Annotated in this window: 16 protein-coding genes, 1 tRNA gene and 1 pseudogene; 13 read left to right on the top strand and 5 right to left on the bottom strand. The window is 62.1% G+C overall.

Annotated elements, in window-relative coordinates; all coding sequences use genetic code 11:
• Positions 1-175: 175 nt before the first annotated feature.
• The 3 genes from pnp to ACTJK9_RS17300 all read left to right on the top strand — a co-directional run bounded on the left by pnp (position 176) and on the right by ACTJK9_RS17300 (position 3020).
• A complete protein-coding gene (gene pnp / locus ACTJK9_RS17310) occupies positions 176-2281 on the top strand; it encodes a polyribonucleotide nucleotidyltransferase (RefSeq protein ID WP_011332410.1) in 2106 nt (701 codons plus the stop codon).
• A 129-nt stretch (positions 2282-2410) separates the two neighbouring features.
• A tRNA-Thr gene (locus tag ACTJK9_RS17305) sits at positions 2411-2486 on the top strand.
• Positions 2487-2720: 234 nt separating this feature from the next.
• A complete protein-coding gene (locus ACTJK9_RS17300; protein WP_039769697.1) occupies positions 2721-3020 on the top strand; it encodes a DUF6388 family protein in 300 nt (99 codons plus the stop codon).
• Positions 3021-3071: 51 nt separating this feature from the next.
• On the opposite strand, the gene nadC is transcribed toward ACTJK9_RS17300, so the two are convergent.
• On the bottom strand, positions 3072-3920 hold the full coding sequence (gene nadC, locus ACTJK9_RS17295; RefSeq protein ID WP_007953729.1) for a carboxylating nicotinate-nucleotide diphosphorylase: 849 nt from the start codon (positions 3918-3920) through the stop codon (positions 3072-3074).
• 255 nt (positions 3921-4175) lie between these two features.
• On the opposite strand from nadC, the gene ACTJK9_RS17290 reads away from it, so the two are divergent.
• The 6 genes and pseudogenes from ACTJK9_RS17290 (at position 4176) to ACTJK9_RS17265 (ending at position 10552) form a co-directional block, all read left to right on the top strand.
• Positions 4176-6365, top strand: coding sequence for a DUF1631 domain-containing protein (locus ACTJK9_RS17290; protein WP_440815054.1), 2190 nt, complete (start codon positions 4176-4178; stop codon positions 6363-6365).
• A gap of 64 nt (positions 6366-6429) precedes the next feature.
• Positions 6430-6990 carry a 1,6-anhydro-N-acetylmuramyl-L-alanine amidase AmpD gene (gene ampD / locus ACTJK9_RS17285; RefSeq protein WP_011332414.1) on the top strand — a complete coding sequence of 187 codons (561 nt, stop codon included), beginning with the start codon at positions 6430-6432 and terminating at the stop codon, positions 6988-6990.
• The gene (gene ampE / locus ACTJK9_RS17280; RefSeq protein ID WP_440815052.1) at positions 6987-7820 is read left to right on the top strand and encodes a regulatory signaling modulator protein AmpE; all 834 of its coding nucleotides are present in this window, start codon (positions 6987-6989) and stop codon (positions 7818-7820) included. Before ampD ends, ampE begins: the two co-directional genes overlap by 4 nt.
• Positions 7821-8010: 190 nt before the next feature.
• Positions 8011-9150, top strand: a pseudogene (locus ACTJK9_RS17275) (HAMP domain-containing protein); the annotation flags it as partial.
• A gap of 144 nt (positions 9151-9294) precedes the next feature.
• Positions 9295-10008: a methyl-accepting chemotaxis protein gene (locus tag ACTJK9_RS17270; RefSeq protein WP_371855252.1), complete on the top strand. Its 714-nt coding sequence runs from the start codon at positions 9295-9297 to the stop codon at positions 10006-10008.
• 154 nt (positions 10009-10162) lie between these two features.
• The gene (locus ACTJK9_RS17265) at positions 10163-10552 is read left to right on the top strand and encodes a hypothetical protein (protein WP_085611301.1); all 390 of its coding nucleotides are present in this window, start codon (positions 10163-10165) and stop codon (positions 10550-10552) included.
• Here the strand turns inward: ACTJK9_RS17265 and ACTJK9_RS17260 are convergent, their stop codons facing one another.
• A complete protein-coding gene (locus tag ACTJK9_RS17260; protein ID WP_440815049.1) occupies positions 10553-11329 on the bottom strand; it encodes a TatD family hydrolase in 777 nt (258 codons plus the stop codon).
• 3 nt (positions 11330-11332) lie between these two features.
• Complete coding sequence (gene cra / locus ACTJK9_RS17255) at positions 11333-12328, bottom strand: catabolite repressor/activator (RefSeq protein WP_221398688.1); 996 nt, start codon at positions 12326-12328, stop codon at positions 11333-11335.
• A 447-nt stretch (positions 12329-12775) separates the two neighbouring features.
• Here cra and ptsP point away from each other — a divergent pair, with 447 nt between their 5' ends.
• The 4 genes from ptsP to ACTJK9_RS17235 are packed head-to-tail and all read left to right on the top strand — an operon-like array spanning position 12776 to position 19924.
• Positions 12776-15637, top strand: coding sequence for a phosphoenolpyruvate--protein phosphotransferase (gene ptsP, locus ACTJK9_RS17250; protein WP_440815047.1), 2862 nt, complete (start codon positions 12776-12778; stop codon positions 15635-15637).
• Complete coding sequence (gene pfkB, locus ACTJK9_RS17245) at positions 15637-16578, top strand: 1-phosphofructokinase (RefSeq protein ID WP_440815045.1); 942 nt, start codon at positions 15637-15639, stop codon at positions 16576-16578. The genes ptsP and pfkB overlap by 1 nt, the downstream gene beginning before the upstream one ends.
• An 11-nt stretch (positions 16579-16589) precedes the next feature.
• Positions 16590-18323, top strand: a complete 1734-nt coding sequence (locus ACTJK9_RS17240) for a PTS fructose-like transporter subunit IIB (protein ID WP_440815043.1) — start codon at positions 16590-16592, stop codon at positions 18321-18323.
• A 59-nt stretch (positions 18324-18382) separates the two neighbouring features.
• The gene (locus ACTJK9_RS17235) at positions 18383-19924 is read left to right on the top strand and encodes an alkaline phosphatase D family protein (RefSeq protein ID WP_440815041.1); all 1542 of its coding nucleotides are present in this window, start codon (positions 18383-18385) and stop codon (positions 19922-19924) included.
• 54 nt (positions 19925-19978) lie between these two features.
• Here the strand turns inward: ACTJK9_RS17235 and ACTJK9_RS17230 are convergent, their stop codons facing one another.
• Both ACTJK9_RS17230 and ACTJK9_RS17225 read right to left on the bottom strand, forming a co-directional pair.
• Positions 19979-22507 carry a PepSY domain-containing protein gene (locus tag ACTJK9_RS17230; protein ID WP_440815039.1) on the bottom strand — a complete coding sequence of 843 codons (2529 nt, stop codon included), beginning with the start codon at positions 22505-22507 and terminating at the stop codon, positions 19979-19981.
• A 132-nt stretch (positions 22508-22639) separates the two neighbouring features.
• Positions 22640-24961, bottom strand: coding sequence for a TonB-dependent receptor (locus tag ACTJK9_RS17225; RefSeq protein WP_440815037.1), 2322 nt, complete (start codon positions 24959-24961; stop codon positions 22640-22642).
• Between the last annotated feature and the right edge of the window lie 173 nt (positions 24962-25134).

The following is a 25134-nucleotide window of genomic DNA, read 5'->3' as shown; positions in this document are numbered from 1 at the left end:
GTTGGTTGTCTGTCAGACGTCAGCGGGTTTCCGCCGGCGTCCGGCAGGCTCCCAGCCTCAAGTTTTATCTGGATACACGTTTTACCCTGGACAGGCGTCGGGCCGATTCCCGGCATTGCCCAAGAATTTCGCAAGAAACCAGTTCCCCCAAGAGCCACAAAGAAGGTAGGACACCGTGAACCCGGTAATCAAAAAATTCCAGTTCGGTCAGTCGACCGTTACCCTCGAGACTGGCCGTATCGCCCGTCAGGCCTCCGGCGCAGTATTGGTCACCGTTGACGACGACGTCAGCGTATTGGTGACCGTAGTCGGTGCCAAGCAAGCCGATCCGGGCAAGGGCTTCTTCCCTCTGTCCGTTCACTACCAGGAAAAGACTTACGCTGCCGGTAAGATCCCTGGCGGTTTCTTCAAGCGTGAAGGCCGTCCTTCCGAGAAAGAAACCCTGACTTCCCGACTGATCGACCGTCCGATCCGTCCGCTGTTCCCGGAAGGTTTCATGAACGAAGTGCAGGTTGTCTGCACCGTCGTTTCCACCAGCAAGAAGACCGATCCGGACATCGCTGCGATGATCGGTACCTCGGCTGCCCTGGCGATCTCCGGCATTCCGTTCGACGGCCCGATCGGCGCCGCTCGCGTTGCTTTCCACGAAAGCACCGGCTACCTGCTGAACCCGACCTACGAGCAGCAGGCTGCCTCGAGCCTGGACATGGTTGTTGCCGGTACTTCGGACGCCGTGCTGATGGTTGAATCGGAAGCCAAAGAGCTGACCGAAGACCAGATGCTGGGCGCAGTACTGTTTGCTCACGACGAGTTCCAGGTCGTGATCAACGCCGTTAAAGAACTGGCTGCCGAAGCCGCCAAGCCAACCTGGACCTGGGCACCTGCTCCAGAAGCCACCGAGTTGCTGGCCGCTATCCGTTCCGAGTTCGGCGAAGCGATCTCCCAGGCTTACACCATCACCATCAAGGCCGACCGTTATGCGCGTCTGGGCGAGCTGCGTGACCAGGTCGTGGCCAAGCTGTCCGGCGAAGAAGGCCAGCCTTCGGCTGCCGACGTCAAAGCCGCTTTCGGTGAAATCGAATACCGCACCGTTCGCGAAAACATCGTTAACGGCAAGCCACGTATCGACGGTCGCGACACCCGCACCGTACGTCCGCTGAACATCGAAGTCGGCGTTCTGCCGAAGACCCACGGTTCGGCACTGTTCACCCGTGGCGAAACCCAGGCTCTGGTAGTCGCTACTCTGGGCACTGCCCGTGACGCGCAACTGCTGGACACTCTGGAAGGCGAGAAAAAAGACCCGTTCATGCTGCACTACAACTTCCCTCCGTTCTCGGTGGGCGAGTGTGGTCGCATGGGTGGCGCCGGTCGTCGCGAAATCGGTCACGGCCGTCTGGCCCGTCGTTCGGTTTCGGCCATGCTGCCTGCCGCTGACGTGTTCCCGTACACCATCCGTGTGGTATCGGAAATCACCGAATCCAACGGTTCGAGCTCGATGGCTTCCGTTTGCGGCGCTTCCCTGGCCCTGATGGACGCTGGTGTTCCGATGAAGGCACCGGTTGCCGGTATCGCCATGGGTCTGGTTAAAGAAGGCGAGAAGTTCGCCGTCCTGACCGACATCCTGGGTGACGAAGACCACCTGGGTGACATGGACTTCAAAGTAGCCGGTACCGCCAAAGGTGTGACCGCGCTGCAGATGGACATCAAGATCAAGGGCATCACCGAAGAGATCATGGAAATCGCTCTGGGCCAAGCCCTGGAAGCGCGCCTGAACATCCTCGGCCAGATGAACCAGATCATCGGCCAGTCGCGTACCGAACTGTCGGCCAACGCTCCGACCATGATCGCGATGAAGATCGACACCGACAAGATCCGTGACGTTATCGGTAAGGGTGGCGCGACCATCCGTGCGATCTGCGAAGAAACCAAGGCTTCGATCGACATCGAAGACGACGGCTCGATCAAGATCTTCGGCGAAACCAAGGAAGCGGCTGAAGCTGCACGTCAGCGCGTTCTGGGTATCACCGCAGAGGCCGAGATCGGCAAGATCTACGTCGGCAAGGTTGAGCGCATCGTCGACTTCGGCGCATTCGTCAACATCCTGCCGGGCAAGGACGGTCTGGTTCACATCTCGATGCTGAGCGACGCTCGCGTAGAGAAAGTGACCGACATCCTGAAAGAAGGCCAGGAAGTGGAAGTGCTGGTACTGGACGTGGACAACCGCGGCCGTATCAAGCTGTCCATCAAAGACGTGGCCGCTGCGAAGGCTTCGGGCGTTTAATCACCCCGCAGCTCCAGCGCAATGAAAATGCCCCGCCGTGAAAACGGCGGGGTATTTTTTTGTCCGTGAAATATCGAGTCATTCGGCGAAGTTGCCGACCTGCAAGACCGGTGCTAGGTTTAGCCCACCGCCCGTGTAGCTCAGCCGGTAGAGCAGCGCACTCGTAACGCGAAGGTCGCAGGTTCGATTCCTGTCTCGGGCACCACCTCTCCCTTATCCTTTTGAACCGGCATTTATGTTCCACAGGTCAACTTTTTGTGGGAGAGATGTAAAGAGCCGTGTAATTCGTCATGCAAACGTCCTATATTCGGTGCCTGCATGAGCATCGCTTAGCAGTTTTCAGATGATCCCGAATGGTTCCGAAGGCCGGACAGTCCGCGTCAGAGAGATCCTTGATGATCCAGATCCATCCTCCATTCCTATGATCAGCGAGAACGCCATGACCGAATTAACTCAAGAGCAACGTCACGAAGAAGCGCTTAGAAAATACATCCTGGATGTTCCGGATCTGAAGGAAGAGATCAAGGACCTGAGTCCCGATGATCAGAAAGACCAGATTCAGTGGGCGTTCGAAGATGAAGCCGAAGCCCAGGGCCTGCAGCCGTGGGAATTGACCCTCAAGTACACCAGCACGCCTGAGGAGTTCGAGGCCAAGCGCCTTGAGCTGCACAAGGAAGCGGCCGAAGTGTTGGGCGTCGAGTGGGAAGAGTACTGCGAGATGAACAATCTGGTGGTCTGAAACAAAAACGCCAGCCTCGAAAGGGCTGGCGTTTTTTATTGCGTGATCGACTCAGATGCTCAGGCGCATCGACAGATCCACGGCCTTCACGTCCTTGGTCATCGCGCCGATCGAGATGTAATCCACCCCGGTCTGTGCGATCGGCAGCAGCGTGCTTTCGTTGATGCCGCCACTGGCTTCCAGTTTTGCCTTGCCGCCGTTCAGGCGCACGGCTTCGCGCATGTCGTCGAGGCTCAGTTCATCGAGCATGATGATGTCGGCACCGGCGGCCAGCGCCTCCTTCAGCTCTTCCAGACTTTCCACTTCGATTTCCACCGGCTTGCCCGGGGCGATCTTGTGCGCAGCGGCAATGGCCTGCGGGATGCCGCCGCTGGCAGCGATGTGGTTTTCCTTGATCAGGAACGCGTCGTAGAGACCGATGCGATGGTTATGGCAACCGCCGCAGGTGACCGCGTATTTCTGCGCCAGACGCAGGCCCGGCAGGGTCTTGCGGGTGTCGAGCAGTTTTACCGAGGTCTCGGCGACGAAGTCCGCCAGGTACTGCGCGCGGGTCGCCACGCCCGACAGCAATTGCAGGAAGTTCAGGGCGCTGCGCTCGCCGGTCAGTAGCGAGCGGGCAGGGCCTTCCAGATGAAACAACGGCTGATTCGGCGAAACCCGTTCGCCATCGCGTACCTGCCAATGCACCGCCACCCGCGGATCGAGCTGGCGGAACACCGCATCGACCCAGGCCGTGCCACTGATGACGGCGGCGTCACGGGTGATGATGGTGGCTTTGGCCAGGCGTTCGGCCGGGATCAGTTGCGCGGTGATGTCGCCGCTGCCGATGTCTTCGAGCAACGCACGGCGCACGTTGGCTTCGATTTCGGCGGTCAAATCGGCGAGACGTAGATTCGGCATAACGGGCTCCACAAACTAAGTGGTCCGATTATAGGGGCATGGCGTCGGCCAACCCAAGGCGAGAACCGCCACGCAGCGCTGCATCCGGTCGATTTTCTTTGAGTAAACCCGTTTCTGTCGTGGTCACTTCAAGGTGTCGGCGCATAGGGGAAACCCTGACGGCTCTGGCGCCGGGGACATCTTTTGCAAGATAATCCGCCTTGCATTTGACGCCATAGCTTTGACGTCGGCAAATCACCGTTTCAGGAGGCTTGGATGCACAACGACGGGAATGTAGTGCCTCTGCACAAGGCCACTACCGATCAGGCGACTCACTCGCCGCTCGCCCGCCTGCCTGTGATTCTGCTTCAGGTTCGCGACAAGGCTGCCCAGCGCCTGCGCAACGGTTTGCAGGAGCTGTTCGATAACGCCGACGACACCCTGTTCGAAATGGCCGACCGGGCGCGTAACGACGTCGAGCAGAACATCTTTTTCGAAGCCATGCGCGACCTGCGCCTCAAGCGCAAGAACATCGAACGCGGTTTTCTCGAGCAATTCTTCGAAGCCTTTGTCGGCCTCACTCAATTCGATCCCGTTCCCACCGTCCTGTCTCATGCCTTGCAATATGGGGACACCTCGGCGCGCACTGATGACATGGAGCGCAGCGTCGCGGTCGAAACCATGGTCGGCCGCGTACTCAATCGCGACGGCTTCGCCCTCGACCAACTGACCGCGCGGTTCAATGCGTTGTTGGGCAAGACTCTGGGCGATCAATACAACCCGCTGGGCCCGGCGATGCTTTGCGAGTACTTCCTGCAGGCCGGGCGCAATCTGGGGGTGGAGATCAAGGTCAAACTGATCCTGCTCAAATTGTTCGAGCGCTATGTGCTGGCCGATACCGATCAACTCTACGCCGAAGCCAACCAACTGCTGATCGCCACGGGCGTGTTGCCCGAACTCAAGCCGGCACCGGCCCGTCGTGCCATCGATCAGGCCGTGGCCAGCGTGCAGAATGAATTCAAGGGCGTCGACAAACCTCAGACGGATGCGGGCGTGCAGGAGGTCTTCGCCGCGTTGCAGGAGTTGCTGCTGCATGTGCGCGGTACCGTTGCGCCGACCCTGGAACCCAGCGCTCCCGCCCAACCAATTTCCACCCGCGACCTGCTGCGCCTGCTCTCGCACCTGCAGCAATACGTGCCGGCGCTGGCGGTGCAGGACGACTTCGATCTGCGTCATCAACTTGAACAACTGCTGACCCGGGTCAGCGTGCGCAGCGGCAAGTCGCGAATTGTCGGCGGGGCTGACGAGGACGTGATCAATCTGGTGGCCATGGTCTTCGACTGCATCCTCGATGATCGCAACCTGCCGGATTCCCTCAAGGCGCTGATTGCCCGGTTGCAGATCCCGATGTTGAAGGTCGCGGTGATCGACAAAAGCTTCTTCAGCCGCAGCAGCCACCCGGCGCGCCGCCTGCTCAACGAAATCGCCGAGGCGGCGATGGGCTGGGGCGAGTGCGACGGTAATGCGCGCGACAGCCTGTACCTGCGCATCGAGCAAGTGGTGCAGCGCCTGCTGACGGATTTCGTCGATGACCCGGCGATTTTTTCCGAGTTGCTGGCGGACTTCCTCGCCTTCACCAGTGACGAGCGCCGTCGCAGCGAATTGCTTGAACAGCGTTTGCGCGATGCCGAAGAGGGCCGGGCGAAAACCGAACTGGCTCGCCAGCGGGTCGAGCAGGCGCTCAATCAGGCTTTGCTGGGCAAGGTCCTGCCACCGTCGGTGGTGACGTTCGTGCAAGACGCCTGGAGCAAGGTGTTGCTGCTGACCTGCCTCAAGCACGGCGATCAGTCCGCCGAATGGCAGGCCGACGTGCAGACCATGGAGCAATTGATCTGGAGCGTGCAGCGCCACGACGACGCCGAAGCCGGTCTGCGTCTGCTGGCGCTGGTGCCGGGATTGCTCAAGTCATTGCGCGACGGCCTGAGCACTTCGGCCTTCGATCCGTTTGCCACCAGCGGTTTTTTCAGTGAGCTGGAAGCGCTGCATGTGCGGCTGCTCGAACCGTTCGGCGCACCGGATCAGTCCGTGCTGCCGGAAATGATCGAAGTGTCGCAGACGATTGTCCTGCAGATGGCCGACGACGGTCTCAAGCCACGCACGCCAGCGCGCTTGCCAGCCGACGATGTCGGTCTGCGCCAGGTCGAACAGTTGCGTCTGGGCAGTTGGGTGGCGTTCGAGGAGGACGAAGAACACACTCTGCGCTGCAAGCTGGCGGCGATCATCGAGGCTACCGGCAAGTACGTGTTCGTCGACCGCACCGGCATGAAAGTGCTGGAGCGCGACCGCACGGAACTGGCCCTGGCGTTTCGTCGCGGCGCGGTGCGGGCGCTGGACGACACCTTGCTGTTCGACCGGGCGCTGGAGTCGGTGCTCGGCAATCTGCGGCGGCTCAATCGCGGCAAGTGATCGCGCGCCGGGGGCCGATCACGGCATACTGGTCGCCAACACAGTCGGCGTTGAAGGAATCGGTATGCAGTTGGATCCCGCAAGCGGGTGGTGTCACGGGGTGCAGGTCTGCCCTTCGCCCAACTTCAATGAGCGCCCGGCGGGCGAAGTCTCCCTGTTGGTCATCCACAACATCAGCCTGCCACCGGCGCAGTTCGCCACCGGCAAGGTCCAGGAATTTTTCCAGAATCGTCTGGATGTCACGGAACATCCCTACTTTGCGGGGATCGCCGACCTGCGCGTGTCGGCGCATTTTCTGATCGAACGTGACGGCAAGGTCACCCAGTTTGTCTCCTGTCTTGAGCGCGCCTGGCATGCCGGCGTTTCGGTGTTCGAGGGACGGGAAACCTGTAACGATTTTTCCGTAGGCATCGAGCTGGAAGGCACCGATGATCTGCCGTTCACCGATGCGCAGTACCAGGCGTTGACCGTGCTGACCCGGCAGATACAGGCGGCGTTCCCGGCAATCACCGTCGAGCGCATCTGCGGGCACAGTGACATCGCCCCCGGACGCAAGACCGACCCCGGACCCGCATTCGACTGGGCACGCTACCGCGCCGCCCTGGCACAAGAGGAAGGACAATGAGTTTTCTGGTGTTACTGCTGGCGGTATGGATCGAGAAGTTCTCGGCTCTGCGCCAACGGGTGCAACGCGATGGCGGATGGATCCGCGAACTGCACAAGCTTGAAACCGGTGGGCTGGCCAAACAGCCGTGGCTGGTGCTGATTGTTCTGGTGCTGCTGCCGGTGGCATTGCTGGGCTTGTTGCTGCTGGTGCTGGAGCCGGTGGCCTATGGTCTGCTGGCATTGCCGGTGCATTTGCTGGTGGTGATTTACAGCCTGGGGCGGGGTGACCTGCTCGGCGAGCTCGGGCCGTTTCGCGACGCCTGGCGCCGCGAGGACCTGCAGGCCGCCGCCCATGTGGCCAAGCGTGATCTGAACATCTGCGCCGAAAGCGGCGAACAATTGCTGGAGCAAGTGCAGCGGCATCTGTTGTGGCAGGCCTACCAGAGCTTTTTTGCGGTGATTTTCTGGTACTTCCTGCTCGGTCCGGTCGCGGCACTGAGTTACCGCTTGCTGGCGCTGGCGGAGGAAAACGCCCAGAACCCGGCAGTGGCCGAACGGGCAGGGCAACTGCGTCATGCCTTCGACTGGGTGCCGGTGCGCCTGCTGGCGGCGAGCCTCGCCCTGGTCGGCAATTTCGTCGCGGTCAGTCGGGTGATGCTGCACGAGCTGCTGAACTGGTACATCAGCGCCGCGCAACTGATCAACAGGGTCGGGCTCGCGGCCGGGGAAATCCCGCCGGCCGCTGTCGGCCCCGAAGGCATCAACACCCTCGACTGCCTGTGGGAGTTGCTGCTGCGGGCGGCAGTGCTGTGGTATGCCGGATTTGCCCTGTGGACAGTGCTGGCGTAGGCCGTTCGAGTAATGAGGGGGGCAATCCCCCTCGTTAACCTTAAGTTACAAAACCTCCCTTCGATTTGAGCTATACAGAGATAGCGCCCGATAGTGGCTATCTGCTGTCGCCCCGCGCCTGCCAATAAAAACAAGAAAAAACCAAGGGAGACTTCCAGTGAAGAGCTTGCTCTATCCCGCCGTCTCGCTGATGAACCGCTTGAGCTTCGGCATGAAGTTCAGCCTGATCAGCGTGCTGTTCCTGGTGCCGATGCTGGTGACCAATTTCTATCTGGTGCGCGATTCCTACCGCGAATTCCAGGGCACCCGGGTGGAGCTGCAGAGCCTCGACCTGCTGGGCAGCAGCCTGACCCTGCGCCGGGATCTGGAAACCCTCAACAATCTGGTGCAGATCAATGTCACCCTCGGCCAGTCCGGAAAGGCCGGCAATGTCGAGGCGCAGATCACCAGTCTTGAGCAAAACGTTCTGGCGCGCCTGCAAGGGCTGACGCCCATGACCGAGGATCCGGAGCAGATCAAATTCTTCGAGGCCAAGCGCGATGAAATGATCGCCGCTTTCAAGGCCCAGCAGGCGGAAAACTCTCTGCAAAGCAAAAGTGCGCTGATTGGCAAATTGCTCGGCAATGCACAGATTTTCAGCCAGATCGTGGCCAGTCAGGCCGGATTGAGTAGCGACAACCAGAGCGACATACGCCAGCTCAGCGAGCTGATCACCGCGATCACGCCGGCCGTCACCCAGGCCTTGGGCGAAGGTCGGGCGATGGGCTCGTATTCATTGGGCCAGGGCTTTCTCAACAGTTCGTCGAGCACCCGTTTCGACGAGTTGCTGGTGCAGATCGAAAAGCTTCAGGCCGAATATGGCCTGAAATTGCAGGATGCGCTGGGTTCGAGCAAAGCCGCCCGTGACTCCCTGAGCGCTCCGGCCGATGCCAGCAAGGCGTCGCTGAAACAGGCCGGCACCCTGATCGAAGAACAAGTGGTGATGGCCGAAACCCTCGACGCCCCATGGCAGGGTTTTTACGACCAGCTCACCGGGCTGATGGACCAGACCTATCAGCTCAACGACGCCACCCTGAAATTCCTCGACACCCAATTGCAACAGCGCCTGGGGCAAAACCGTACGCACATGGTGCTGCAAGCCGCGGCGTTGTCGCTGGTGTTCGTGCTGATTTTCTATCTCTACGGTGGCTTCTATGCCTCGACCCGCGCCACCCTGAAAAACCTCGGCGCCATGATGGATAAAGTCGCGGCGGGCGACATGACGGTGAATTTCCACGCCAACAGCCGCGATGAACTCGGCGAGTTGGGCGAAGTGTTCAACGGTACGGTGAGGAAAATCCATGACCTGATCGAACGGGTCGGCCACACCGTTGGCGAGGTCGAGCGGCAGGCGGGGCAGGTGGAAAACGTCTCGGCGCAAAGCAATCAGGCGGTCGCCGGGCAACGCACACAGATCGAACAAGTGGCGACGGCGATGAACCAGATGTCGGCAACGTCGCTGGAGGTGGCACGCAGTGCGGCGGCAGCGGTCAGCAGCGCCCACAGCGTAAACGATGAAACCATCAATGGGCGCGGACTGGTGGAATCGCAGCAGGGCAGCATCGCGGCACTGGCGAGCGAAATCGATCAATCGGTGCTGGTGATCAACCAGTTGGCCAGCGACAGTCAGTCGATCAGTCGCGTTCTGGAAGTGATCAAGAGCATCGCCGAACAGACCAATCTGCTGGCGCTCAACGCCGCGATCGAGGCTGCGCGGGCCGGTGAGCAGGGGCGCGGTTTTGCCGTGGTCGCCGACGAAGTCCGCACGCTGGCCAAGCGCACTCAGCAATCGACCGAAGAAATCGAGCAGATGATCGCCAAGCTCCATGGCGGCGTCGGCGCGGCAGTGAAGGCCATGGGCGTCAGCCATCAGATGGCCAACGGCACGGTGGGGCAGTCGGAGAAAGTCCAGCAGGCGCTGGAAAACATCCTCGGCGCTGTCGGCATGATCGTCGACCAGAACCAGCAGATCGCCGCCGCCGTCGAGCAGCAGACCGCCGTGGCCCACGATATCGACCAGAACATCGTCGAGATCAACCGAGCCGGCGAGCGCACCGCAGAAGGTGCACACCAGACCGAAGACGCCAGCCGTGCGTTGTCAGCGCAGGTGGTTGAGTTGAAGCAATTGATCAGCGCCTTCCGGGTTTGAAGCGACCTGCTTCCTGTGAGGCAGGTTTTTTCGGAATGGCTTGTAGTACTTTTTTGCCTGCATCTGTAAGCCCAATCCTGTTTTCCTCCAGGCGCTGGTTTTTCGGCTTCAATGAACCAAGATCAACTCATTGACCACTTGGAGGAGATCGCACATGTTCGTCGCAACCCTGGGCGTTCAGGGCCGCTGCGCCCACTGCCAGACCACGCTGGTGCTCAAGCCCTGGCAACTGAATGCCATTTCGATCCACGAAGCGTTCACCTGTGCGAATTGCCAGAAAAGCCTGGAATTGCGTTGCCCCAAGCAGATCAAACGTTTCCGTTCGCTCGATTCACTTGGCCTGCTGCGCGCCAGTGCGCTGGTGACGGTGTGCACCGCACTGCTGGTGGCCCTGGTGATGGAATGGGTGGGTCTGCTCAGCGTCACCGAGCAGTTGAACGGATCGCTGGTCGCGATTTTCGTGTACTTCGCGGTGATTCGTTATACCCGGCAGCGTCAGCACCTGACGCTGATTCTCGACGCGGCCAAGGCCCACGCCGACTGACTACCAGCCGAACACCTCGCAGCTGTTGGCGGTACTGGCGGCAGCGAGTTGTTGCGCACTGATGTTCATCAAAGTGGCCAGTGAGTCGCAGATCGCCGGCAGATGCGCCGGCGTATTGCGCACGCCGGGGTACATGGCGGGCGCCATGTCCGGTGAGTCGGTTTCCAGCACCACCGAATCCAGCGGCAAGTCGGCCAGCACCCGGTGCATGCGCAACGCCTGCGGCCAGGTCGGTGCACCCCCGAGGCCAAGTTTGAAACCGAGCTTGATGTATTCCCGCGCCTCTTCACGGCTGCCAGCAAAGGCGTGGATGATGCCGGCGCGTTTGAGCTTGAAGCGCTTGAGCGTGGCGATCACCGCTGCATGGCTGCGCCGTACGTGGATCAGCGCCGGTAATTCGAAATCCGCCGCCAGTTGCAGCTGCGCTTCGAACAGCGCCTGCTGGCGTTCGCGGTCGAGGGTTGCGATGAAGTAATCCAGGCCGATTTCACCGACCGCGCACAGCTGCCGATGACCCTTTAGCCGTGTCAGCCAGTCGCCCAGTGCCAGCAAGTCTTGCGGCCGATGCTGATCGAGATAGACCGGGTGCAAACCGAAGGCCGCGTACAGATCGGCATCGCTTTGCACCAGATCCCACACCCGTTGCCAGTTACCCTCGTAGACCCCGAGTACCACCATTCGCCGCACCCCGAGGGCGCGGCTTTCGCTCAGCAGCGCCGCGCGGTCGGCGTCGAAGTCGGGGAAGTCCAGATGGGTGTGGCTGTCGATCAGCTCCACGGCTCAGTCCCGGTGAATACGCTGCTTGAAGGTACGGGCAATGGCTTGCACGCCAGGCTGGTAGTCCGATTGCTCGACGGCTGCGAGTGCCAGTTCCAGCGCCTTATCGGCGATCAACTGGTGCTGCTGGGCCATGGCGTTGACCGGCAGAGGCAGGAAGTCGAGCAACTGGGTGTCACCGAATGTGCCGAGACGCAGTGGGCGCGATTTGAGCGGGAAGTCATGCAGCGCGTCGAACACGCCCTGCAGCAGCACGTAGGACGTGGTCACCAGCGCATCCGGCAAATGCCCGAGGCGTTGCAGGAGTTCTTCCATCAATTGCTTGCCGCACTCGCGGCTGAAGGATTCGGCGTGCTCGATCAGCACTTCGCCCTTGAACCCGGCCAGGGCTTGCTTGAACCCGGTCGCACGTTCCTGGCTGATGCTCAGTTCCGGGCGGGCGCCCAGCAGCACGATCTGCTTTGGCTGCGGGTCGAGCAGGCTTTCGGTCAGTTGCAGGCTGGCTTCGCGGTCGTCGCTGACCACCGAGCAGAAATGTTCGGCATCCATCACCCGGTCGATGGCGATGATCGGCAAGCCCTTGGCCTGTAACTGACGATAACTGTCGTCACCGGCCGGCAGGCAACTGGCGACGATCAACGCATCGCAGCGTCGAGCGCGGAACAGTTGCAGCAGTTGTCGCTCGCTGTCCGGCGCATCGTCGGAGCTGGCGATCAGCAGCTGATAGCCCCGCGCCCGGGCGCCTTGCTCCAGCAGTTTGGCGATCCGCGCGTAACTGGGGTTTTCCAGATCCGGCAGGATAAAGCCCAGGGTCCGGGTATGCCGACTGCGCAAACCGGCCGCCTGTGGATTGGGGGTAAAACCGTGCAGATCGACCACCGCCCGCACCCGCTCGACGGTGGCGTTGCTGATGCGTTGCTGTTCGGCCTTGCCGTTGATGACGTAGCTGGCGGTGGTCACGGACACTCCGGCCAACCGCGCGATATCACTGAGTTTCAACCCGGGATTTCCTTGTTTTTTCGAGCTTGCCGCGACATTTTCGCCAATCCTACCCGATTCAGGCAGGCGACCATTGTCTCAGCGCATCCGACAAGTTGGACTTCAAGGATGGGACATTATCGAGTAACGTGCCGATCAATCTAGATTAAACGTTTCAGCAAGCGTATTTTCTACGTTTTAGACGCCTTTGGCCGGTTCTGCCGTGAAACCGCCAAAACTGCCTCCTGAAAAGGATGGCCTACAGCGCCGAAGGGCCGTGCGAAAACTCGCCGAGCAACGATCAGGCAAGGCGAAAACAGGCGAGGAAGCGGAGTGTAGGGGCCTACATGAGCATTCCGAGCCTGTTTTCAACGCAGCCTGATTGTTGCGCAGGCAGTTTTCGTAGGGCCTAAGCTGCAACCATTCAAAACAATACCTGGCGTCACACGACGCCAAAAAGGAGATCGCATGCTCGAGCTCACTGTAGAGCAGATATCCATGGGCCAGTCGGCTGTGGATAAACTCGCCGCTTTGCAATTGCTGGCCAGTCATCTGGTCGCCGATGGACTTGTCGCCGACGGCTACCTCGCCGGCCTGCAGGCCCGGGAGGCTCAGGGCTCGACCTTCCTCGGCCAAGGCATTGCGATTCCCCACGGCACCCCTGACACCCGTGATCAGGTGTTCGCCACCGGCGTGCGCCTGATGCAGTTCCCCGACGGCGTGGACTGGGGCGATGGCCAGATCGTCTATCTGGCCATCGGCATCGCCGCCAAATCCGACGAACACCTGCGCCTGCTGCAACTGCTGACCCGCGCCCTCGGCGAGACCGATCTGGGCCAGGCCCTGCGCCGCGCGAGCTCGCCGGAAGCGCTGCTGAAACTGCTGCAAGGCGCGCCGCAAGAGCTGGCGCTGGATGCGCAGATGATCGGCCTCGGCGTATCCGCCGACGATTTCGAAGAACTGGTCTGGCGCGGTGCACGACTGTTGCGCCAGGCCGACTGCGTGAGCAACGGTTTCGCTGGTGTGTTGCAGCAAGTCGAAGCGCTGCCGCTGGGCGATGGCCTGTGGTGGCTGCACAGCGAGCAGACCGTGAAGCGTCCGGGGCTGGCGTTCGTCACGCCGGACAAACCGATGCGTTACCTCGGCCAGCCGCTCAGCGGTCTGTTCTGTCTGGCCAGCCTCGGTGAAGCGCATCAGGCGTTGCTCGAGCGTTTGTGCGCGTTGCTGATCGAAGGTCGCGGCCATGAACTGGGCCGCGCCACCAGCAGCCGCAAAGTCCTCGAAGTGCTCGGCGGGGAATTGCCGGCCGACTGGCCGAGCGCGCGAATTGCGCTGGCCAACGCCCATGGTCTGCACGCGCGGCCGGCGAAGATCCTCGCGCAACTGGCGAAAAGTTTTGACGGCGAGATTCGTGTGCGCATCGTCGACAGTCAGGACAGCGCCGTATCGGTGAAAAGCCTGAGCAAACTGCTGAGCCTCGGCGCCCGTCGTGGCCAGGTGCTGGAAATCATCGCCGAGCCGAGCATTGCCGCCGATGCCTTGCCGGCCTTGCTCGCCGCCATCGAAGAAGGCCTCGGCGAAGAAGTCGAACCGTTGCCCGCAGTCAGTCAACAGCGCGAAGTGATTACGGACATTGCAGAAGTCCTGACCGCCCCGACCTCCGGCAGTCTGCTGCAAGCGATCCCTGCCGCCCCTGGCATCGCTATCGGCCCGGCGCACATTCAGGTCCAGCAAGCCATCGATTACCCGTTGCGCGGCGAGTCCGCCGCCATCGAGCGCGAACGTCTCAAGCAAGCGCTGGCCGACGTGCGTCAGGACATTCAGGGCCTGATCGAGCGTAGCAAGGCCAAGGCGATCCGCGAGATTTTCATCACCCACCAGGAAATGCTCGACGACCCGGAACTCACCGACGAAGTCGACACCCGCCTCAAGCAGGGCGAAAGCGCCGAAGCGGCGTGGATGGCCGTGATCGAGGCCGCCGCAAAACAACAGGAATCGTTGCAGGACGCCTTGCTCGCCGAACGCGCCGCCGACCTGCGCGACATCGGTCGCCGGGTGCTGGCGCAACTGTGTGGTGTGCAGACGCCCGCCGAGCCCGAGCAACCGTACATTCTGGTGATGGATGAGGTCGGCCCGTCCGACGTTGCGCGGCTGGATCCGGCGCGGGTCGCGGGGATTCTCACTGCCCGTGGCGGCGCCACCGCGCACAGCGCCATCGTCGCTCGCGCGCTGGGGATTCCGGCGCTGGTCGGTGCGGGCGCTGCGGTGTTGCTGCTGAAGCCGGGCACGCCGTTGCTGCTCGACGGCCAGCGCGGTCGCCTGCATGTGGACGCGGATGCCGCGACCCTGCAACGTGCCAGCGAAGAACGCGACACCCGCGAACAACGCCTGAAAGCCGCCGCCGAACAACGCCATCAGCCGGCACACACCACCGACGGCCACGCCGTGGAAGTGTTCGCCAACATCGGTGAAAGCGCCGGTGTGATCAGCGCAGTGGAGCAGGGCGCCGAAGGCATCGGTCTGTTGCGCACCGAACTGATTTTCATGGCTCATCCACAGGCGCCGGACGAGGCGACTCAGGAAGCCGAATACCGCCGCGTCCTCGATGGCCTCGCCGGTCGCCCGCTGGTGGTACGCACCCTCGATGTCGGCGGCGACAAACCGCTGCCGTATTGGCCGATTGCCAAGGAAGAAAACCCGTTCCTCGGTGTGCGCGGGATTCGCCTGACCTTGCAGCGTCCGCAGATCATGGAAGCGCAGTTGCGCGCCTTGCTGCGCTCGGCGGACAACCGTCCGTTGCGGATCATGTTCCCGATGGTCGGCAGCGTTGAAGAGTGGCGTCAGGCCCGCGACATGACCGAACGCCTGCGCCTGGAAATCCCGGTCGCCGACCTGCAACTGGGGATCATGATCGAAGTGCCGTCCGCCGCGTTGCTGGCGCCGGTGCTGGCCAAAGAGGTGGATTTCTTCAGCGTCGGCACCAACGACCTGACCCAGTACACGCTGGCGATCGACCGTGGTCATCCGACCCTGTCCGCCCAGGCTGACGGCCTGCACCCGGCGGTGCTGCAGCTGATCGACATTACCGTGCGCGCGGCCCATGCCCATGGCAAATGGGTCGGCGTGTGCGGCGAACTGGCGGCGGATCCGCTGGCGGTGCCGGTGCTGGTCGGCCTCGGTGTGGATGAACTGAGCGTCTCCGGGCGCAGCATCGCCGAGGTCAAGGCACGCATCCGCGAACTCAGCCTGACCCAGACGCAAACCCTTGCTCAACAAGCCCTGGCCGTGGGCAGCGCCAACGAAGTGCGCGCATTAGTGGAGGCCCTGTAATGGCCAAGATTCTCACCCTGACCCTCAACCCGGCGCTGGACCTTACGGTGCAGTTGCCACGTCTGGAGGCCGGTCAGGTCAATCGCAGCGACGAGATGCACACCCACGCTGCCGGCAAGGGCGTCAACGTCGCGCAGGTGCTGGCCGACCTCGGTCATCAACTGACGGTCAGCGGCTTTCTCGGCGAAGACAATCTGCAAGCGTTCGAAACCCTGTTCGCCAAACGCGGTTTCACCGATGCGTTTATCCGGGTGCCCGGCGAGACCCGCAGCAACATCAAGGTCGCTGAGCAGGACGGGCGCATCACCGACATCAACGGCCCGGGGCCGGTGGTCGGCGTGGTGGCGCAACAGGCGTTGCTGGATCGTCTGGTGCAGATCGCGCCGGGGCATGACGCGGTGGTGGTCGCCGGCAGTTTGCCGCGTGGCGTCACTGCACAGTGGTTGCGCGAACTGGTCGAACGCTTGAAAACGTTGGGCCTGAAAGTCGCCCTGGACACCAGCGGCGATGCCTTGCGTGCAGCGCTCAAGGCCGGTCCGTGGCTGATCAAACCGAATACCGAAGAGCTGGCCGATGCGCTGGGTTGTGAAGTGGTGTCCCACGCGTCTCAGGTCGAAGCGGCCAATCGGCTGCACGCCCAAGGCATCGAGCATGTGGTGATTTCCCATGGCGCAGAGGGTGTGAACTGGTACAGCGTCGGCTCGGCGCTGCATGCGACGCCGCCGAAGGTCAGCGTGGCAAGCACGGTCGGTGCCGGCGATTCGCTGCTGGCCGGCATGCTCCACGGCCTGCTCAGCGCCGACACACCGGAACAGACCCTGCGCACGGCCACCGCGATTGCGGCGCAGGCGGTGACCCAGATCGGTTTCGGTATTCACGATGCCGCGCAACTGGCGCAGCTCGAACAGGGCGTGCGCGTGCGCCCCCTGACAGAACAATAAGAGGGTTTGTCATGAAGTTAGCCATCGTCACGGCCTGCCCGAACGGCATGGTCACCAGTGTGCTGTGCGCCCGGCTGCTGGATGCCGCGGCCCAGCGTCAGGGCTGGAGCACCAGCGTCGAAGTGGTGGATGCCGCGCACCCGGAACGCGAGTTGTCGGCGGCCACCATCGAGGCCGCCGAGTGGGTGTTGCTGGTGGCCACGGGACCATTGGACATGACCCGGTTCATCGGCAAGAAAGTCTTTCGGATTGCGCCGGCGCAAGCCCTGCAGGATGTTGAAGACGTGCTGCGGCGTGGCGCCGTCGAGGCGCAGGTTTACGTCGCTGACGAAACGCCGCCCGTGGTTGCCAGTGCCCAAGCGCCGCGTCTGGTTGCCGTCACCGCCTGCCCGACCGGCGTCGCCCACACGTTCATGGCTGCCGAAGCCTTGCAGCAAGCCGCCAAGCGTCTGGGCTACGACCTGCAAGTCGAAACCCAGGGCTCGGTCGGCGCGCGAAATCCGCTGAGCGCGGCAGCGATTGCCGAGGCTGACGTGGTGCTGCTGGCGGCTGACATTGAAGTCGCCACCGAGCGTTTCGCCGGCAAGAAAATCTACCGCTGCGGCACCGGCATTGCGTTGAAGCAATCCGAAGCCACGCTGAAAAAAGCCCTGGCCGAAGGTGTCGTTGAAAACGCTGCCGGCGACGGCAAGGCCCCGGCCAAACAAGAGAAAAGTGGCGTCTACAAACACCTGCTGACCGGTGTGTCGTTCATGCTGCCGATGGTGGTGGCGGGCGGGCTGATGATCGCCTTGTCGTTCGTGTTCGGCATCACCGCGTTCAAGGAAGAGGGCACGCTGGCGGCGGCGCTGATGCAGATCGGTGGCGAGACCGCGTTCAAATTGATGGTGCCGCTGCTGGCCGGTTACATCGCCTGGTCGATTGCCGACCGTCCCGGACTCGCGCCGGGGATGATCGGCGGTTTGCTGGCGAGCACCCTGGGCGCCGGTTTCATCGGCGGGATCGTTGCCGGGTTTATCGCAGGCTATGCGGCCAAGGCGATCAGTCGCTATGTGGCGCTGCCGCAAAGTCTCGAAGCGCTGAAACCGATTCTGATCATCCCGTTGTTCGCCAGTCTGTTCACCGGGCTGGTGATGATTTACGTGGTCGGCAAACCGGTGGCCGGGATGCTTGCGGCGCTGACGCATTTTCTCGACAGCATGGGCACCACCAACGCGATCCTGCTTGGTGTGCTGCTGGGCGGCATGATGTGCGTCGACCTCGGCGGGCCGATCAACAAGGCTGCCTATGCGTTCTCGGTGGGGCTGCTGGCCTCGCAGAGTTATGCACCGATGGCCGCGACCATGGCCGCCGGCATGGTGCCGCCGATCGGTCTGGGCATCGCCACGTTCATCGCCCGGCGCAAGTTCGCCCAGACCGAACGCGAGGCCGGTAAAGCGGCGCTGGTGCTCGGGTTGTGCTTCATCTCCGAAGGGGCGATTCCGTTTGCCGCGAAAGACCCGTTGCGGGTGATCCCGGCGAGCATCGCCGGCGGTGCACTGACCGGTGCGCTGTCGATGTACTTCGGCTGCAAACTGATGGCGCCCCACGGTGGCCTGTTCGTGCTGGCGATTCCGAATGCGATCAACCATGCGCTGTTGTACCTGCTGGCGATTGTCGCGGGCAGTCTGCTGACGGCGGTGGTGTATGCGCTGGTCAAGCGCCCGGAAGCCGTGGAACTGGCGCTGGAGCCCGCGAAGGCGTGAGGTGTCACACCGCTTTCATCTAGCGGTGCTTAAGTTTTCCTTTTTTCAGGGAGAACACCATGAGCGATTTCAATCCCGGTCGCCGGCGCGTGATGCAAGCCGTCGGCGCCGGACTGCTGATGCCGGGGCTGGCGCCGGCCGTGATCGCGTCGGTCAAGGATCGACCGCAGCTCACTGACGGCGTGCAATCCGGCGATTTGCAGGGCGACCGGGCGATGATCTGGAGCCGTGCCGACCGCCCAGCGCAGATGGTGGTGGAGTGGGACACCCGCAGCCAGTTCCGCCATCCGCGCCGCGTCGTCTCGGCGCTGGCCGATGCCCGCAGCGATTTCACCGCCCGCGTCGAGCTCACCGGGTTGCCCGCCGATCAGGCGATTTTCTACCGCGTGTATTTCAAGGACGCCCGCACTGGCGTCGCCAGCGAACCCTGGCTCGGCCACTTGCGCAGCGCACCGACGGCGCGGCGCAATATCCGCTTCGTCTGGAGCGGCGACACCGTCGGCCAGGGCTTCGGCATCAACCCCGATATCGGCGGCATGCGCATCTATGAAGCCATGCGCATGCGCCTGCCGGACTTCTTTATCCACAGCGGCGACACGATCTACGCCGACGGCCCGGTGCCGGCGCAGCTGACCACCGAGGGTGGCCGGATCTGGCGCAACCTCACCACGGAAGCCAAGAGCAAGGTCGCCCAGACCCTCGACGATTATCGCGGCAATTACCGCTACAACCTGATGGACGAAAACGTCCGTCGCTTCAACGCCGAAGTGCCGCAGATCTGGCAGTGGGACGACCATGAAGTGGTCAACAACTGGTCGCCGGGCAAGCAGCTCGACGAGCGTTATCAGGAAAAAAATATCCACACCCTGGTCGGCCGTGCGCGTCAGGCCTGGCTCGAATATTCGCCGATGCGTTTGCAGGCCGCCGATGGCGGCGGGCGGATTTATCGCAAGCTCAGTTATGGGCCGATGCTCGATGTGTTCGTGCTCGACATGCGCAGTTATCGCGGCGCCAACGACGACAATCTCGGGGCGGAAAAACCGTTCCTCGGACGCGAGCAACTGAACTGGCTCAAGCGTGGATTGAAGGCCTCGAAAGCCCAGTGGAAAGTGATTGCCGCCGACATGCCGATCGGTCTCGGCGTGCCCGACGGTGAAGTCAGTCCCGGTGTTGCACGCTGGGAAGCGGTGGCCAACGGCGACCCCGGTCCGGCCCAGGGGCGCGAGCTGGAAGTGGCCGAATTGCTCGGGTTCCTGCGGGCACATCAGGTGCGCAATTTCGTGTTCCTGACGGCGGACGTGCATTACTGCGCGGCGCATCACTATCACCCTGATCGCGCGGCGTTCCAGGATTTCGAACCGTTCTGGGAGTTTGTCGCAGGGCCGTTGAACGCCGGCAGTTTCGGCCCCAATCCGCTGGACAAGACCTTCGGCCCGCAAGTGGTGTTTCAGAAAGCGCCCCCGACGCAAAACGCTTCACCGTTTGCCGGGTTTCAGTTTTTCGGCGAGGTGAACATCGAGGGGCAGAGCGGGGAGATGAGCGTGGTGTTGCGGGATCTGGAGGGGGTGGCGGTGTTTGAGCAGAAGCTGCAGCCAGTCTGAATCCAGTGCTGAACCTGTGGGAGCACGGTTGCTCCCACAGTTACCCAAGGCGAATCAGTAAACGTCGCGACGATAACGACCCTGTTCGATCAGGCGGTCGACTTCGGCGGCGCCCAGCACTTCATTGAGCACCTGATCCACCCCCGAAGCCATCCCCTGAAGGCTGCCGCAGATGTAGATCACTGCACCGTCCGCCAGCCATTTCTTCAACTCACCAGCCGATTCGCGCAGACGATCCTGCACGTAAATCTTCTCGGCCTGATCACGCGAGAACGCCAGATCCAGGCGTTCCAGATCACCGTTGATCAACCACTCTTCCAGCTCTGCGCGGCAGAGGAAGTCGTGCTCGCGATTGCGTTCGCCAAACAACAGCCAGTGGCGCTGTTGGTTGTCGGCGATCCGTGCCTTGAGCAAGCTGCGCAGCCCGGCAAGGCCGGTGCCGTTGCCCAGCAGAATCATTGGCACCGAAGCGCTCGGCAGATGGAAACCGCTGTTGCGGCGGACCCGCAGGCTGATGCTGCCGCCGATCTGCGCATGCTCGGTCAGCCAGCCGGAGCCGATGCCGAGGCTGCCATCGGCATGCTGTTCCTGACGCACGATCAGCTCCAGTACGCCGTCGGCGGCAATCGAGGCGATCGAGTATTCGCGCATTGCCAACGGCACCATCGCATCGACCAGCGCCTGGGCGTGCAGGCCCACCAGATGGGCGCGGTGCTCGGGCAACTGGCGGCTGGCGAGGGCTACTTCCAGCGACTCTTGCAGGCCGTTGACCTTGACGCTGGTTTCGCCACGGATGCCGAGGCCGTCGAGGAAATGCTCGATGGCCCACGGGCAATTGCGCGGCAGCACTTCCACCAGATCGCCGGCCAGCCAGCTGCGGGAGGTCGGTGCGGTCAGACCCAGCAGATAGACCGGTGCGCCGGCGCTGTCCGGGTTCATCAGCTCGCGGCGCACCAGCGTCCAATTCTCGTAGCTCGGTGCTTGCCAGGTCTCGACCGGCGTTTGCCCGGTGATCAGGCCGAGCTGGGTCTGCCAGTGGCGCAGAGCGTAAGGATCGCCGCTGTCGACTTCGACCGGGGCGAACAGGGTCTTGCCGCCGTGTTCGCTCAGCCATTGATGCAAGCGTCGGGCAAAACCGCAGAAGTGTTGATACTGCCGATCGCCGAGGCCGAGTACGGCGTAGTTGAGGCTGTCGAGGGGCGAGGCGTTCTTCAATACCTTGCGCTCGAAACCGCGCGCGCTGTCCGGCGCGTCGCCGTCGCCGAAGGTACTGACCACGAACAGCGCGTTGTTCGATTCGCGCAGATCCTGCTCGCTGACATTCGCCAGCGGCTGCACCTTCACCGGCAATCCGGCGGCCTGCAATTGCCCGGCGGTCTGCCACGCCAGTTGCTCGGCAAAACCGCTCTGGCTGGCGAAACCGATCAGCCACGCCGGTGTATCGCCGGCCGGTTGGCCGAGGCCTTTGCGGGCATCCTTGATCTGCTTTTTCTTGCGCCGGCGATCCAGGTACAACAGCCAGCCGGTGATGAAGAACAGCGGCATCAAGACGGCCGCGACGGTGACGATGATCCGCCCGACCAGACCGAAATAGCTGCCGACGTGCAGCGCGTAAATGCTGGTCAGCAATTGCGCCTTGAAGCTTTTGTCGGCGTAGCGGTCGACGCGCTTGACCACGCCGGTGGCCGGGTCGAGGGTGATCTGGTTCAGCGCGCGGTCATGGGGCGAGCTGTCGAGCAGGTAGAACACGGTCGCCGGTTGACCGGCCACTGGCGGCATGCGGATGTTGTAGGCGGCGAGGCCCGGGCCGGCGGTGCTGTAGATGCTGAGCCACATGGCGGCGTAATCGGCAGTCGGCGCCGGACCTTCAGGGGCCGGGCCACGACCGCCGCGCACGCGCTCGTTTTGCGGTGCATCGGAAAGCAGTCGGGTCAGGCCCTTGTTGTACCACTCGTAGGACCAGGACAGTCCGGTCAGTGCCAGCAGCAGATACACCAACATGCACCAGGTGCCGAACACCGAGTGCAGATCCCAGTTGAAGCTGCGGCCCTTTTTCTTCCAGTCGAGAGTCAGCCAGACGCGCCAGCTGTGCCACTGGCGCGGCCAGCGCAGGTACAGGCCGGACAGGCAGAAGAACAGCAGCATCAGGGTGCAGGCGCCGGTGATGTTGCGACCGGTATCGCCCATGGCGAGGAACCGGTGCAATTGCAGCATCAGGCCGAAGAAATCCTGGCCGGTGGCCTCGCCCTTGAACTCGGCGGTGTAGGGATCGAAGTAGCGCATCTCGCCCCGGCGCTCGCCTTTGGGCGGGGTGAACCAGACGCGGCCGGCGCTGCCGCTTTCGGTCTCGACCGAGAGCATCGAGACTTTCTTGCCCGAGGCCGCTTCGATGTGCGCCACCAGATCGGCGGGCGGCAGCACGCCGGCGACCTGCTTCTCGACCTGCAACACCGAAGGGTTGAGGGCTTTGAGAATTTCGTCCTGAAACGAATAGGCAGCGCCGGTGATGCCCATCAGGGCCAGCACCAGCCCGGCAGTGATGCCAAAAAACCAGTGCAACTGGAACAGGGTTTTCTTCAACACGTTGCTTGCCTTGTCCGTTCGGAGGTTGTGTTCACGGCGTGCATTATGCCGTGGCTTATCGAGAAACGTTCTTTATTACGCACAAAAGCCCCGCTCAAATGAATGAACGGGGCTCGGTACTTCCCGCTTCGATCAGAAGTGGAAGTTGGTGCTCAGCAATGCCGTACGGCCCGCCGCCTGGTTGGCGAAGTGGGTCGAGAAGGCCTTGTCGTAGTAGGTCTCGTTGGTCAGGTTCTGCACGTTCAATTGCAGGTCGACGTTCTTGCTCAGCTTGTACGCCGCCATCGCGTCGTAGCGAACGTAGGAATCGACCATGGTGGTGTTGGCCACGTTGCCGAACACGTCATCCACGTAGAACGCACCGCCACCGATGGTCAGCTTCGGCGTGACTTGGTAAGTGGTCCACAGGCTGGCGCTGTTTTTCGGCGTGTTGGGCAGCTCGTTACCGTTGTTGGCCTTGTTGGCCGGCAGGTCACCACCGTCTACCTGTTCGCTGTCCATGTAGGCGTAGCCGGCGAACACTTGCCACTTGTCGGTGATCTTGCCGCTGGCGGACAACTCGATACCTTGTACACGGGTCTTGCCGGCGTTTTCGTACGAGGTGGTATCGACCTGGACACGCGCGTTTTCTTTCTCGGTGCGGAAGATGTCGGCGGTCAGCGACAGGCGATCGTTCAGCAAATCCCACTTGGTACCGATTTCGTAGTTCTTGGTGGTTTCCGGCTCCATGTCGCTCTTGAGCAGGTTGCCATTGCGATCCGGCGTGCCGCCCAGCGGGTTGCCTTCCTGACCTTCACCCAGGGTGTTGCCCGGCGGAGTGGCGGAGGTGGCGTAGGACGCGTAGATGCTGCCGTTCTCTGCCGGTTTGTAGACGATGCCGAACTGACCGGTGACGAACTCGCTGGTGTCAGCACCCTTGGAGGTGGTGCGGCCAGCGTTGTTGTAAGTCTTGTAGCCGGTTTCGAAGTGGTCGTAACGCAGGCCCATGTTCACCAGCCATTGCTCGGACAGCTCCAGGGTGTCGAACGCATACAGCGCGTAGGTATCGGACTGGGTGTCGGTGCCGGCGTAGTTGCGCGAGATTGCGCCGTTCCACGGATCGTTCGGGGTCGGGTTCGACAGCGAGGTGCAGTTGTAGCCGCTGGCGGCGCCGATCAGGCCCGGGTTGCAGTTGGTGGTCACGGCCGAGGTGCGCGGCGTGGTGTCGGTGTTGACGTTGTACGAGGATTTGCTGCTTTCCTCACGGGTGTACTCGACGCCGGTGGAGAAGCTGTTCTTGAAGCCGGCAACGTAGAAGTTGCCGAACAGATCGGTCTGGTTGGTGGTGGTCTCGGTGTTGCTCACACGAGTGTTCGCACGACGCCAGACGCTGCCGTTGTTGACGTTGCCCTTGCTGTCGTCCGGCTGGGTCAGGATGTAATCCTGCATGCTGGTGCCGTGACGCAGGGTGTTCTTGATCGTCAGCGAGTCGCTCAGGTCATGCTCGATGGCGAAGGTCGCGGTGTCGGTGCGGCCCTTGCGGAAGTCGCGGTCCAGACCGTAGAAATTGCTGTGATCGCCGCCGGCGTACGGCTTGTCCGGGTTGGACTTGGTGCGCGCCGCCGAGCCGCCGGCCGGAATGGTGTAAGGGATGCCCGAATCCGGCGTGTCGTTGCTTTCGAGATGGTAATAATCGAGGTTGACGCGGGTGTCGGTACCCAGGCCGAAGGCCAGGGATGGCGCGATGCCCCAGCGGTCGTAGTCGACCTTGTCGCGACCGGCGACGTTGCTCTCGTGGCTCATCAGGTTCAGACGGCCGGCAGCGGTGTCGCTGAACTGGTAGTTGCCATCCATCGTGTAGCGCTGGGTCTGGTCGGAGCCCCAGGTGAAGCCACCGTCGAACGAGTTGCCCAAGTGCGCTTTCTTGCTCACCAGGTTGATGCTGCCGCCGGCTGCGCCACGACCGCCGATGGCGGAGTTCGGGCCCTTGCTGACTTCGATGTTTTCCACGGCGAAGATTTCGCGGCTCTGGGAGCCGGTATCGCGCACGCCGTCGAGGTAGGTGTCGCCCTGGGCGTCGAAACCACGGATGAACGGACGGTCGCCCTGCGGGTTGCCGCCTTCACCGGCACCGAAAGTGATGCCCGGCACGGTGCGCAGTGCGTCCTGCATGTTCAGGGCGCCGGTGTCTTTCAGCACTTGCTGCGGGATAACGGTGACCGAGCGCGGCGTGTCGACCAGCGGCGCGGTGTACTTGGGCGAGGAGGCTTTCTCGACCTGGTAAGAGGTCGAGTCCTGGGCTTCGCCGGTGATGGCGGTGGCGTCCAGGGCGATAGCATTGCCGGTGGCTTTGCTGTCGGTTTTTTCGGCGGCGAACACCATGTGGCCTGCGGAGCCGGCGGTGATTGCCACGCCGATGGCGGAAGCGAGCAGACGTGGTGAACTTACCGGTACTTGTGCTGGTTGACGTGCCATTTTTATTCCCCTCCCCAAGGATTTGAGGCGGCGGAATATAGGGTAAACAGGTATTCGTATCAATTGCGAAACATTACTATTCGCGACAAATTTACATTCTTTACAATTTAACCTTACGGTTTTTACCAGTTCATTCGTCTAGCGGGTTTTACACAGTCAATAAGAATCAATAC

Source organism: Pseudomonas sp. 22082 (assembly GCF_052046055.1).
Lineage (GTDB): Bacteria > Pseudomonadota > Gammaproteobacteria > Pseudomonadales > Pseudomonadaceae > Aquipseudomonas > Aquipseudomonas pharyngis.
The sequence above is the reverse complement of the archived record's forward strand: the minus strand, read 5'-3'. Positions and strand labels throughout refer to the sequence as shown.